The sequence below is a fragment of the Aerococcus tenax genome (assembly GCF_003286645.3).
Taxonomy (GTDB): Bacteria; Bacillota; Bacilli; order Lactobacillales; family Aerococcaceae; genus Aerococcus; species Aerococcus tenax.
This window is the reverse complement of the sequence record NZ_CP127382.2, coordinates 402,196-414,795: the sequence shown is the minus strand read 5'-3', so window position 1 is coordinate 414,795 and position 12,600 is coordinate 402,196. Positions and strand designations below refer to the sequence as shown.

The window sequence follows — 12,600 nt, the reverse complement described above, 5'->3', positions numbered from 1 at the left end:
TTATTGAAGAACGGAGAGGAGCACTATGAATAAAGTACCCAAAAAGAATCGTTCAAAATTTATTGATGATATCGAAAACCTTAACATTGATGAAACCTTGGAGAACTTAGATAAGGGGTCTCCTCACTTGAATTGGGGCTACCTATTAATCGGCCTAATCGTTCTCTTTCTCTTAGTTTGGGGCGTCTTAGAAATCTTCTCACCTAATGAAACAGAAGCCCACTTTCAAAGCCAAACTGAGCAAATTAAGGAACTCGAAAATAAAGTCAACCACTTAGAATATCGCGTCAAACAACTCGAAGATAAGGAATAAGGCTGGGACAAAAGTCCTAGGCTCTTTTTAAAACACGAACTATCTATTCAAAACGTGCTCCAAAAGTCAGCCCTGACGTCCACTTCACGAACTATGTGCGATAGTTTTGCAACTATCTACCATAGTTCGCTCCAGTGGTTCAGGGCTCTTTTGACTTTTGTCGCACTCTCTTTTTTTATGGCTTTTTAAGCTTTCCTTAAAGCGGGAGAAATTGCGAGTGCATCTTAGTCATGCTAGAATATGAACATCATGGAATAAAGAGGTATATTATGCAAAAGAAAATCATTCCCTTACTCCTTCTAGGAGGCTCACTGGTTCTTGTGGGCGGTTGTGATCAAATCCGCTTCACTGATCCTAAAAAGCCAGAGACAAAGGCCGAGGAAAAAGTGGAACCACAGGCCCAACATCCCCGTGAAGCCTTGGGACTTACGACTACTCATAAATTAAAATCCCTAAACCCCAATAAGCTGCAAACGGCTTATGAACTTAGTGCCATGAATATGGTTGGCGAAGGTCTCTTCCGCTTAGAAAAAGATGGTTCTATCAGTCCAGGGGTAAGTAATGGTGAGATTGAGCGTAATGATAAGAACGTCATCATTCATCTCAAGCCAGAGGCTCAGTGGAGCAATAATGATCCGGTAACAGCCAGCGATTTCGTTTATGCTTGGCAAGAATTGCTTAATCCTAAGCACAATAATTTTTATGCCTATAAGTTATTAGACTTAGTCGATAATGCCTCCGCCGTATCAAGTGGCGAAGTAGGTGTCGATCAACTCCATGCCCAAGCCTTAGATGACCACCGGCTAAAAATTACCTTAAAAGATCCTGACATGGATGATAAGAGCCTCAAACAAGCCCTAGCCTTTCCAGCCCTCTTCCCCCTACCGAAAAACTTTATCGGTCAAATTACCTATGACCTCTACGGGCAAAAATCAATCAATACTTTGAGCAATGGCCCTTATAACTTAAGTGGCTGGGAGAGCGGTTGGGATACTTGGACCTATGACCGTAATGAAGAATACCATGCTTGGACAGACTATCCCACTGAAAAACTCAGTGTCCAATATGTCAAAAATACTGAGACAGCTAAAAAATCCTACCAGCAACGCTTAACCGATATTTTGATTAGTCGTACACCAGAAGAGGATTGGACCGCATTAAAACGGCCTTTTAACCAAAATCTCCTCTACCATATTAATCAAGCCGGAAAGAAGAATATTCTTAATGACCAGCGCCTAAGAGATCTCCTCGCTCAAAACATCGACCGACAGGCCCTAACTGAAACTCTACCTAGTTTACAAAGCAGCTACTCCTTAGATCCCCAAAGCGAGGGTCAAGTCCAAGAAAAAACTGCTCTTGACAATGAAAAAAGTATGCAGGCGCTCTTAGAGGATTATCAATTTGAGGCCATTGAACTGGACTTGATTACCGATGACAACGCCCTCTCGCAAAAAATCGCCAAGGAATTACAAAAGCAATGGGAAAGCAAAATCCCTCACCTGGTTATTAATATCTTCCCCTTGTCGGAAAAAGTTTTGATGGAGCGGTTCCAAAAAGGAGATTTTGACCTTTATCTCAGTCAACAACAAGCCTACGATAATTATTCCAATAATGAGTTATACCTCCCTTATACGGCTCCAAACTACCAAAAAGCCTGGGAAAATGATCTGGAAGCTTTCCAAGAGTTAATGAAGCAGAGCGCTAGTGGCAGATTATCTGATGAAGACAGAAGTCAAGCTGACCAATTGATCCAAAAACATCAGATCGCAAGCCCTATTCTTAAAGGCGATTACAGCTATCTCTCAAGAGAAGAAGTCATCGACCAAGCGCCTTACTCAGACAAAGGTTTTCTCTTTGACTTTAAAAATATGGCTTATGAGAAGAGCTCCCAAACCATTCCAATCAAAGCGGATAAGAAAAAAGCTAATAACTAATGTTCTTTCTGAATTAAAGGCGAAATTAGTCATGAAATCTAATTTCGCCTTTTTGGTTTTTCTTTCATTTACTTAAGTTTCTTTAATATTTTTTGCCTTATTTTTCATAATTTTTTCATATTTTTTAACGGCATATGGTTATAATATAAAGCATTAATTAAAAAGGAACGGATTATCATGAAAGCTAAATCAAAAGTTCTTATCCTTGCTTTACTTAGCATTATTTTATTAACCTTAGGCCTATTTTCATATCGTCACCACCTAATCAATAAAAAGCACCAAGCCCAAAGTACTATCACCATGGATGCTCTCTTTATTGATGACGATCATGCCTATTTAACCCCTGATATTGACGAGGATATGATCCAGGCGGCCAAAGATAATGCCAATAAATTAGCGCCCGAGAAGAAAGAAAAAGCTCTTAAAGAAATTGCCCTCGTCGAACAAAAGCAAGCAGCTATCCAAGCCGTTGACCAAATCTACCAACATGATGATTCAGAGGCTTTTGTGGTTGGCGATAAAGTGAATCCTCGTGATATTCTAAATAATAGCGTTAGCTTGGCTGACCTCAAAAAGCTAGCTCCCCTTTTTGATTTCTCAGTGGGTGATGCCCTATCCGATGAATTAAAAATTCATTATAAAAACGCCTTAGAAATTGTCCAATTAGATGATAAACTCCAATCAATTCTTAACGACCTGCCCACCAGTTTTCAAGCTGATCAAATTAACGCTAACTTAAATAAATTTAACGAAATTAGTCAAATCCTCGAGGATACTGCGATAAATATCGAAGGTCAACCTCGTCTCAAGAATAGCCTCCAAGCAATCACTAATAAAACAAAAATCTACGCCAAGAGCCTGATTCAAGCCAATCCCCCTCTCAAAGACGATGTCTTAAATCAACTATTAAACCAACCCTTGCTGGGCCAATACCTTACCGGTAGTTCGATTGACCACCGTAAGTTGATCGCCCTAACCTTTGATGATGGCCCTTCCGAAAACACTGGAGCTATCCTAGATATTCTCGATCAATATGGAATTAAAGCCATGTTCTTCCAACAAGGCAACCATGTTAAAGAGTACCCTCAAGTGAGTCAACGAATTTTAGCTGAAGGTCATAAACTTGGCAACCATACCTATGACCACCCTTACTTCTCTAATTTAAGAGATAAAGAGGTTGTTGACGAAATTAGCCAAGGTGAAGCTGCCATTAAAGAAGCCACCGGCTTCAGCCCTAAATATATCCGTAACCCCCACGGCGCTCAAAGAAAGCGCATTGCTCGCTTAAGGCCAGACTTAACCGGTATCTATTGGGATATCGATTCTGAAGACTGGAAGTCCATGGATACTAAGCAAATCACCCAACGTGTCTTAAGTCAAGCCCACAACCATGCCGTTATCCTCCATCACGACACCATCAAAGCAACTGCCGAAGCCATGAAAAAATATATCCCTGAACTTAAAAAACAGGGCTATACCTTTGTCTTTGCTGATCAAATTCCAGAAGTTAAGAATTGGATTAACAACTAAAATAACCGCGACCAGAAGAAGACCTGGTCGCGGTTATTTTTTTATAAGCTTGTATGCCAGCACTTTTCTGAGGCAGCTCCCTCTTCTTGCGCTTGTCGCACTTTATCCTATTTACTCTTAAAAATGAAATGTTTTTGAATGAAGTAGCTCAACAAGAAGAGCATGGAATCGACAAATACCTTAATAAAGGTAGTGGCTTGAGATTGCATAATGGTGCTTATTAGAGACACTAAACCTCCGGATAAGAACATCTGCACGATGACCAAGCTGACATATTTGATAAAGCTTTGTTTGGATTCTTGCTTGAAAACGAGAAAACGATTCAAGGTGTAGTTAAAGACCGATGAAATGGTCCGGGCAATGATTGTTGCTAAGTAAATGGTCAGAGTACTTGCAGCGTGCGGCAAGAGTACAGAAAAGAAATGAAATAAAAGAATATCTACTACAAAGGACGAGACCGAAGACAGGATGTATTTCCAAAAATAGGTCTGATTAGCCATGTATTCTAAAAAGACGCTGTAAATAGCAATGGAATCCTTGATCGGGTTAAAATGACTCCCCTTATTATCATCATGATAGATGGTCTCAATAGCCACTTCTTTAATTGGAAATTTTTGCTTAGCGGCATCAATGATCATCTTTAATTCATATTCAAAGCGGTCGCCTGAAATCTCCAAAAGTCTGGCCAAATAAGTTTTAGGAATCACCCTTAACCCCGTTTGGGTGTCGGTTAAGGAAATACCGGTAACCATTTTTAAAATATAGCGAGTTAAGCGGTTACCAAATTGACTCTTCCAAGGCACTTCATTTTGAAAATCTCTAACGCCTAAAACTAAGGCACTGGGGTCTTGCTGAAAAGCTCCAATACATTTCATCATATCGGCATAGGTATGCTGTCCATCTGAATCAATAGTAATGACTCCTTGGCAGTCAGGCAGATGGTGAAGAATATAGTCAAAAGCCGTTCTCAGCGCACGCCCTTTGCCATAGTTTTCCTCATGTTTTAAGACAATGGCACCAAAATCTTCATGCGCTTGCTTAAAATAGGAATCATAGTCAGCAGAAGAGCCATCATTAACGATAATAATTGTAAAATTATCTGAATCTTGTCTGCGAATGGACTCTAAGAGTGCTATTAACTTCTCATTAGGTTCTAAAGCAGGAATAATAATTGTAATATCACTGGTTGACACGTTCTAATCTCCTTATTAACTACCTATAGCAGATAACAACGACCTTTTTGCCTATAATAAAACACCCCCGAGAAGAATCGAACTTCCGACACATCGTTTAGGAAACGATTGCTCTATCCACTGAGCTACGAGGGCAAATTGAATCAATCATATCGAGCGGCTACTTAGAAAATTACTTTCCTAAGTACCACTGATACATTCTAGCATAAAGTTTGGGATTTAGGCGGAATAATTGCCAAGCTAAGCGCTTTTTCCAGTCAATTTTCTCATTTCCCTCGAAATAAGGGCGGTAATGATTGACAATTTCCAATAGGTCCTGATAAGAACTCCCTACTTGCTTGAAGGGACTGACTTGAGCCATTTTATAGGCTGTAGATAGGAGGCCATCAAATAGGCGCGCTCCTGCCTTAGCAGTAAGGTCTGGAAAGTTGCCCTGAACGTCATCTAACATGCGCGCCCTTTCCGTCACATTATCCATTTGCTTGGGATTAAATGACTGAGCCACAATACTTTCCTCGTTCTCATAATAATTAATTCCTACATAAGAAGTCGTCATGATCCTGGTCGCCCTTTTCATGGTCGCATAGGATACCGCTGTATCTTCATATAATTTACCTTCAGGAAAACGGACATCACGGAAAAGCTGTCGCGCGTATACCTTATTCCAAGCATAAAAATCGATCCCGGAATAATCTAGCATGGCTTCGATCCCTGCTTGGCTAGAGGTCAAAAGCATCTCTTTTGACTCTTTTACCGTTTGGGATTTTACTCCAATGCGTTTGACATTAAAAATAAATAAATCGGGGCGTTCTTCCTGATAACTAGCCATAAAGTGTTCAAATAGGTCAAGCTCATAGCAATCATCACTATCCAAAAATGCCAGATAGTCTCCGCTAGCTACTGAGATACCGGTGTTTCTTGCTCCCGATAAGCCTTTATTAGCTTGGTGGATCACCTGGATACGGGGGTCTTTTTTAGCTAACTGGTCAGCAATATCCCCACTCTTGTCAGGAGAACCATCATCCACCAGAATAATTTCCAAATGCGGGTAGCTTTGATCTAAGACACTGTTTACCGCTCTCTCTAGTGTTTTTTCGACTTTATAAACCGGAATAATGACCGAGATTAACATCAGAAACCTACTTTCTTAGTATTTTCTTGTAGAGGTTTTGGCGTAGGGAATTAGGGACTAAATTAAAGACTGCCTGCCCGCCCATACGGATTAGCCAATCAAGCGGACTGGCCAGGCCAACCTGGTAGATTTTTTGGTAGGCCTTACTGCCATCGACAAAATAGTCCCAGCCGCCCCGTCTTTTAAACATATTCTGGTCTGCACGCGCATAAACTAGGGTATCGGCTAAATTGGCAGCCTTAACCCCATTTTTTAACATTCTTACCCATAAATAATAATCTTCATAACCTTTTAACGGCTGATAATTGCCTGCTTTTAGGATAGCTGATTTTTTATAGATCACTGTCATATGGTTGAAGGGATTACGCCGCTTAGCATACCCCAGGATATCTTGGTAGCTATGGGGCACGACTTTTCTGGCAGTTGGTTCCTTTGGTGATTGGTCAAATTCAAAGACATCGCTACCCAATAACTCGACTTCGGGATGTTCTTTAAGATAATTGATTTGTTTTTCGAAACGATCCGCCCGGCAAATATCATCGGTATCCATCCGAGCAATCCATTCATTACGAGCCAATTGCACCCCGTCTTGTAGGGCTAAACCAAGGCCCCGATTCTTAGGATAAGCTTGAATGGTGGTTTGCTTGGGATATTGCTTTTGAAAGTCGTCGAGAATAGCGTCGAGTTCCTCAGTTAGGGGGCCATCCTTAATAATTAATATTTCTTCAGCTGGCAGGCTTTGCTTGACCAGGCTATCCAAGCATTGCCGTAAATAAGTCGGGTTTTCCTTATGATATAAAGACATCAGCACTGTAAAATTCACTGCTTTCTTCCTCCCTTAACTTAAATACATCCGATATAAATGGCGGTAGAGTTTTGGCGATAACTGATACAGTGACCAGGCCAAACGTTTTTGCCAGGATATTTCTTCATTATCTTTAAAGTAAGGTTGGTATTCCTTAACAATCTCAAGTAAACGATCATGATAGTCTGCCTTGATTTCCTGATCTTCACACTGAGTCAATTGGTAAGCTGTGATTAAGAAGCTATCAAATAGACGTCTAGCCGCTCCATTAGCTAATTCAGGGAAATGAATGAGTACATCATTCAAGATCTTTACCCTTTCAGTGACATTATCAAACTGTCCCGGAGAAAAGGTTTGGGCAGTGATCCCTAGAGGATTGTCATAATATCTTAAGCCAACCTTATCTGTGGTAATCACACAGTTGGCTTGCTTAGCCCCCAGATAACTCACATACATGTCTTCATAAAGGGTATCAAGAGGGTATTTCATCTCATCAAAGAGGGAATGGTGCCAGATCTTATTCCAAGCATAGAAATCTAAACCATTATATTGGTGGAGGACCCTAACCGCTTCTTGGCTCTTAAATATTTGCTGACGGATGGCATTCTTAGGGGTAACTTGGTCACCAGAAACCCGTTCAAAATTAAATATGAACAAGTCCATTTGGTATTCTTGATAGGCCCGATAAAATAAGGAAAAAATATCATTAACATATTCATCATCAGAATCAAGAAAGGCCAAATAATCCCCCTGGGCTTGACTAATGCCTGTATTTCGGGCTGCCGATAAGCCCCCGTTGGCTTGGTGTATGACTCTGATCCTTTGATCTTGGGATTCGATAGCGTCACAAAGTGGCCCTGTTCCATCAGTGGAACCATCATCCACAATAATCACTTCAAAATCCTTCATCCTTTGTCTTAAGACACTATCGACCGCACGTTGCAAGGTACTTTCGACATTATAAGCTGGAATAATTACACTTAATAACATAATTTTCTATTACTCCATTTCCTGACGCTTTAGTAACAGATGAATTATATCATATCTGATCAAGAGAAAAGCTGATTTTATAGGAATTTGACTGATTCTTACAATAACTTTAAAAGTTAATTGCCATTAAGGAAACGATCAACTGGATACAGACCAACAGGCCATTCTTTCTTAGTCAGTTCTTTCTCCCACTTTTTAGTTTGCGGGAGTTCATCAAGAACCAATACTTGATCATAATCTTTCAGCATGGCTGGGTCTCCGTTATAAATCTTGGTGTTTGGCGTATATAAATAATAACGACCGGCAAAATCTGTTTTCCAGCCTCCCGAGGTAAAAACAAGGATCCGTGAATCGTTTAAGCTCATCTGCTCTAAGCCAAGTTTTTCGTATTGGTAAGGGATCGAGCGATCTTTAAAGGCAATGGTCTCGTGTTCAGCAATTAACCAATCAGAACCCAGTCCTGCCAGGTAGATCACCATTAAGAATAAGGTCACTATATTGATGAAATGAGAGTCACTCGCTCCCCTTTGAAAAGCCTTATCAAAATAGTATACCCCTACTAAAAAAACTGTTCCGAGTAAGACATAAGCGATGGTCATGGCATAACGGTCAAATTGAGCGAAGCGTAGGGCTTCATCTTTGGGCATGGAGCTAACGTACATAAAAAAGACTCCCAGGAAATAAATGATATAAGTAAGACCCATGGCTAAACACAGGTTTTTCATGGTAAGGAGGTGTTTTTTAGTCAAAAGACAAGATAAGCTAAGAATCAGTAAGAGAGTAAAGGCTAATATAATCCCAGTAGTTGCTGGAATTAATGGATCTAATAGCTTGATTAAATAGCTTTTTCCAATTTGCTTGACTAATTCAAGGCTCTCTTGGTTAAAATGGCTACTATGTTTAAAGCCCGATAGGTCATAATTAAATTTTACATAGAGAGACCAGGTTAACTTCGATAAAAAGGCTCCAGGAAGTAGGATAGCAAAAGCCTTGAGCTTATCTTTTCTGATTAAATTCTGATTCTTAATGATTAAGTAAGTCACATATAAAACAATAAGCAAACTGAAGAATAAACCGCTATCCTTAGTCAGGTTGATCATGCTAGTAAACAATAGCGTCCCGGTGATTAAATAGCCTAGCTGCTTTCGATAGCGAAAAGCATAAATACCAGCCGCTAAGGTTAAATAGGCCAAGAGATTGTCGACTAATAAATTATTCATCTTGACTGAATTGTCTAAGATAAAAAATATTCCCCACAATAAAGCAATTAAGGCCGCATTTAAGCGCTCGGCAGGTTTGGTCAGAATGCCAAAAAAAGAATACAGACAAGCCATATTAAAGAGAAAGAAACCCATGATCATCTTGGCTTGGCTATAGCCACAGAAATAAATAAAATAACTGATGTAAAGGGAAGTAGCTGGTGGATAAGACCGATAATAAATCAGCTGGTCAATATCTGTCGGTAAATGGAGCTCCGTAAACAAGTATTTGACCACTAAGCCCCAATGTGAATAATTATCAAAATGAATCAGGGGCATCCCCTTCATAACAAGAAACCAACCTAAAATCGCCACTAAGACAATAATTTCAGGAAAGGCGATCTCTTGTCTGACCCACGAAAAAAACAGCCATAAAAAATTTCCCTTCCCACGAGAATTTTTCCAATAATCAATGCTTATCAAAATGAGCAAGAAAAAGCCTAATAAATAAGTCGCCCACAGAGTAGGCAGCAATAAGTTCGCCAAGGCCGCTAAATATAAGAAAAGACTTTGGGAGATCATGACCAAAATCCAGGAAAAATATTTATTAAGCTTTAAAAATCGAATGGCGCCAGTAACATAACCAAAAGTTGATAGTGTAAATAAAATTAATTGAATCATACTTTTCCTCTATTAACAAAAAACCTAAAGTCATGCCTTAGCATAAACCCTAGGTTATTAATCAACATCTATACTATTTTTCTAACATATCTTCCATTAAAGTCGTGTCTTCGGCAAGATCTTGGTTAACCTTTCTACCAATAACTTCCTTCACCTTTCCAGGAGCAATTCCCGTACCAGGACGTTTAAAGGTTAGCATGTCTTCAGTTAAGATTGTTCCTGCTTTGACATCTTGGGTAAGAACGATAGAACGTCGTGCGTTTTTCCGAGCCGCTGCTTGAGCCTCTAAGTCAGCAACCGCTTGCCCTCTTACCTTCATTTGGAATTCGAGGCCTTCTTTCAAGACTTTCATGTCGTCAGGGTCCATGGCATGGTAATGGTCATTACCTGGCAAGGTCTTATCTAAAGTATAGTGTTTCTCGATAACTTTAGCCCCTAAGGCCACAGCCGTTTTGACGACATCCATTTGTGGATCCGGACGGGTATGGTCAGAGTAGCCGATCACATAGTCAGGAAATTCCTTAATCAGACTGGAAATAACGTTTAAGTTAGCGTCTTCAAAGGGGGTTGGGTACTCTAAGACACAGTGCATAATGACAATATCCTTATTGCCAGTGGATTCAATGGTTTCAACAGCTTGGTGAATTTCATCCATACTTGAAGCCCCGGTTGATAAGAGGATAGTTTTTCCTTTTTCTGCTTGGTATTTAATAAAAGGCAGGTTGGATAAATCTGATGAAGAAATTTTATAAATATCCATCAGGTCATATAGGTAATCCGCTGACTCAAAGTCAAAAGCCGTTGAGAAGAATTCAATACCTACTTGTTTACAGTAGTCAGCTAATTCCTTATATTCATCATATCCAAAAGAATCGAATTTTTTAAAAAGCTCATATTGTGAGGTGGTCGCTTCTTCACTGGTATCCCAATAGGAAGGTGAGAATTTTGAGGCAATGGTTTCGGCCTTATAGGTTTGAAACTTGACCGCATCCATACCCGACTCTTTTGCCTTATCAATCATTAACTTAGCTGCTTCCATTGGAGTCGTGCCGTTTTCTTTGGCAATATCATAGTAATTGACTCCGATTTCTCCGATCACATAGTAACCCTGTTCTTTTAATACTTCATGAATCCCCATTTTAATCTCCTTACTCTAAAATAATTTTTAATACACGATCTAAACCATGACGTAAATCATTGGCTAACATTTGTTGGTGCATTTGTTGACGAATTTGTGGTGTCTCAATCAACCAATTCAAAGTTCGCCCAATGGATTGGCTGTCAATGGCCTGACCTAAACCTAGGTTCATAAAGCCATTGGATAAATAGCCAAATTCATGGGTCAATTCCCGCTCATTTTGAGCCAAGAGAATCGTTGGTACTCCCATAGATGCTAACTCTAACATGGTCCGTCCTTGGGAAGAAACCGCGATATCCGATTTATTCATATAATCAGACATGACTTTGACATTTTGAATCACATCAATAGCGTATGGCATACTTTCTGCCTGGTCCTTCACTTGTTCAAAGTAAGGATAGCCAGGGCCAACAACAATGGTAAATTGAATGTCTTTGGCATTTTCGACAAAGGGAATAGCCTCCAATACTTTTTGGGTTAGGTTATTAGGATCCACCCCACCAAAAATAACAAAAATATTCTTCACTTCTTCATGAAAATCACTAGGAGAATTAATTAAGAATTCATCCCGAATGATGTAATAGGGGCTTCCCCAATAATATTGGCTACCCTTTTTCTGAGGAGCGTATAGATCGTTAATCACCGCATCAGCGAGGTCAGCTCCTGGGCCAATATCTTCAAAATTGATGATACGCAGGTCGCGCTTTTTGAGCATTTGCATATAATCAATAGACGTATCTAAAATATCATTAATTAAAATGTCAGCATCATATTCGTCAATCAGATCAAGAATTTCCTTTTCAGAATTGATTACTGTGTAGGGAAAATGACTGGCCTTTAATTTTTCCTGGGCCAGATTCGATTGCTGACTAGTCACAAAGTGGACCTTATGATGGATCAAGCCGTAAGCTAGGGCTAAGCCACGGTAGACATGTCCTAAACCAATTTCGGCATAACCCTCTACACGAATAAGAATATTTTTCTTATTCATTTCATTTTCAACCACCCACCAATCCTGAGCCGTATCGATATCGGTCGACTCCGATTCGGGAACCTGAAAAACAGCTAAGTGTTGGCCTATCCTTGAATTTTCTTCTATGGCATGGTCACGGGTAATCAGGAAAGCGCCAGTTTCAGAATAGTTAGCTGGTAAATATTGGCGATTGAGTCGCTCCTTGTAATTAGGAATAATCTTGCCTGAATCATCCTCTGTCCAAGATAAATGCGGGTGGTTAACCACACTGATCAAGGTGTCGATAGCTGGATCATTGATCATTTTGCCAATGGCTTGGTCCAGGGTTTGGGTTTGTAAGAGCGGTGAAGTCGCTTGCAGGGTAATAATCAGGTCATAATGGACCCCCTTCTTAGACTCCATCTTCTGATAAGCATCATAAATTACTGGATCTAAGGTGACTGCATCACTTGATAAATTTTCTCCTCGCCATACCACTTCAGCTTGGTAAGTTTCTGCGACGCGGGCGATTTCTTCATCATCCGTTGAGACACAGACATCCATCTGATATTGGCTATTTTGAGCATTCATAATGGCATAAGCGATTAACGGATGCCCATTAAGTATTCTCACGTTCTTGCGTGGAATTCCCTTAGAGCCTCCACGTGCTGGTATAACAGCTAATATATTCATCACTTGACTCCTTTATATAATGGATCTTTATAGGATTAAT

Annotated in this window: 10 protein-coding genes and 1 tRNA gene; 3 read left to right on the top strand and 8 right to left on the bottom strand. The window is 40.0% G+C overall.

The window, feature by feature from the left end; translation table 11 throughout:
- Nucleotides 1-25: 25 nt before the first annotated feature.
- The 3 genes from DBT50_RS01875 to DBT50_RS01865 all read left to right on the top strand — a co-directional run bounded on the left by DBT50_RS01875 (nucleotide 26) and on the right by DBT50_RS01865 (nucleotide 3,777).
- Nucleotides 26-313 (top strand): hypothetical protein, encoded by a 288-nt coding sequence (locus tag DBT50_RS01875; protein WP_064292240.1) that lies wholly within the window; start codon nucleotides 26-28, stop codon nucleotides 311-313.
- Nucleotides 314-582: 269 nt separating this feature from the next.
- Nucleotides 583-2,247, top strand: coding sequence for an ABC transporter substrate-binding protein (locus DBT50_RS01870; RefSeq protein ID WP_181566051.1), 1,665 nt, complete (start codon nucleotides 583-585; stop codon nucleotides 2,245-2,247).
- Nucleotides 2,248-2,424: 177 nt separating this feature from the next.
- Nucleotides 2,425-3,777 (top strand): polysaccharide deacetylase family protein, encoded by a 1,353-nt coding sequence (locus DBT50_RS01865; protein ID WP_111851861.1) that lies wholly within the window; start codon nucleotides 2,425-2,427, stop codon nucleotides 3,775-3,777.
- Nucleotides 3,778-3,884: 107 nt separating this feature from the next.
- On the opposite strand, the gene DBT50_RS01860 is transcribed toward DBT50_RS01865, so the two are convergent.
- The 8 genes from DBT50_RS01860 to DBT50_RS01825 form a co-directional block, all read right to left on the bottom strand.
- The gene (locus DBT50_RS01860; protein WP_111851862.1) at nucleotides 3,885-4,970 is read right to left on the bottom strand and encodes a bifunctional glycosyltransferase family 2/GtrA family protein; all 1,086 of its coding nucleotides are present in this window, start codon (nucleotides 4,968-4,970) and stop codon (nucleotides 3,885-3,887) included.
- A 62-nt stretch (nucleotides 4,971-5,032) separates the two neighbouring features.
- Nucleotides 5,033-5,105, bottom strand: a tRNA-Arg gene (locus DBT50_RS01855).
- Between the two features lie 37 nt (nucleotides 5,106-5,142).
- Nucleotides 5,143-6,102 (bottom strand): glycosyltransferase family 2 protein, encoded by a 960-nt coding sequence (locus DBT50_RS01850; RefSeq protein ID WP_111851863.1) that lies wholly within the window; start codon nucleotides 6,100-6,102, stop codon nucleotides 5,143-5,145.
- A gap of 7 nt (nucleotides 6,103-6,109) precedes the next feature.
- Entirely contained in the window at nucleotides 6,110-6,925 is an 816-nt protein-coding gene (locus tag DBT50_RS01845) for a glycosyltransferase (protein WP_111851864.1), read from the bottom strand.
- Nucleotides 6,926-6,940: 15 nt separating this feature from the next.
- Nucleotides 6,941-7,897, bottom strand: coding sequence for a glycosyltransferase family 2 protein (locus DBT50_RS01840; protein WP_111851865.1), 957 nt, complete (start codon nucleotides 7,895-7,897; stop codon nucleotides 6,941-6,943).
- Between the two features lie 116 nt (nucleotides 7,898-8,013).
- On the bottom strand, nucleotides 8,014-9,777 hold the full coding sequence (locus DBT50_RS01835; protein WP_111851866.1) for a hypothetical protein: 1,764 nt from the start codon (nucleotides 9,775-9,777) through the stop codon (nucleotides 8,014-8,016).
- A 73-nt stretch (nucleotides 9,778-9,850) separates the two neighbouring features.
- On the bottom strand, nucleotides 9,851-10,915 hold the full coding sequence (locus tag DBT50_RS01830; RefSeq protein WP_111851867.1) for an N-acetylneuraminate synthase family protein: 1,065 nt from the start codon (nucleotides 10,913-10,915) through the stop codon (nucleotides 9,851-9,853).
- A 10-nt stretch (nucleotides 10,916-10,925) separates the two neighbouring features.
- Nucleotides 10,926-12,560, bottom strand: a complete 1,635-nt coding sequence (locus tag DBT50_RS01825; RefSeq protein ID WP_111851868.1) for a cytidylyltransferase domain-containing protein — start codon at nucleotides 12,558-12,560, stop codon at nucleotides 10,926-10,928.
- Between the last annotated feature and the right edge of the window lie 40 nt (nucleotides 12,561-12,600).

Coding starts and splice junctions, on each gene's coding strand:
- DBT50_RS01875 (WP_064292240.1), top strand. CDS start 26: ATGAATAAAGTACCCAAAAAGAATCGTTCAAAATTTATTGATGATATC.
- DBT50_RS01870 (WP_181566051.1), top strand. CDS start 583: ATGCAAAAGAAAATCATTCCCTTACTCCTTCTAGGAGGCTCACTGGTT.
- DBT50_RS01865 (WP_111851861.1), top strand. CDS start 2,425: ATGAAAGCTAAATCAAAAGTTCTTATCCTTGCTTTACTTAGCATTATT.
- DBT50_RS01850 (WP_111851863.1), bottom strand. CDS start 6,102: ATGTTAATCTCGGTCATTATTCCGGTTTATAAAGTCGAAAAAACACTA.
- DBT50_RS01840 (WP_111851865.1), bottom strand. CDS start 7,897: ATGTTATTAAGTGTAATTATTCCAGCTTATAATGTCGAAAGTACCTTG.
- DBT50_RS01835 (WP_111851866.1), bottom strand. CDS start 9,777: ATGATTCAATTAATTTTATTTACACTATCAACTTTTGGTTATGTTACT.
- DBT50_RS01830 (WP_111851867.1), bottom strand. CDS start 10,915: ATGGGGATTCATGAAGTATTAAAAGAACAGGGTTACTATGTGATCGGA.
- DBT50_RS01825 (WP_111851868.1), bottom strand. CDS start 12,560: ATGAATATATTAGCTGTTATACCAGCACGTGGAGGCTCTAAGGGAATT.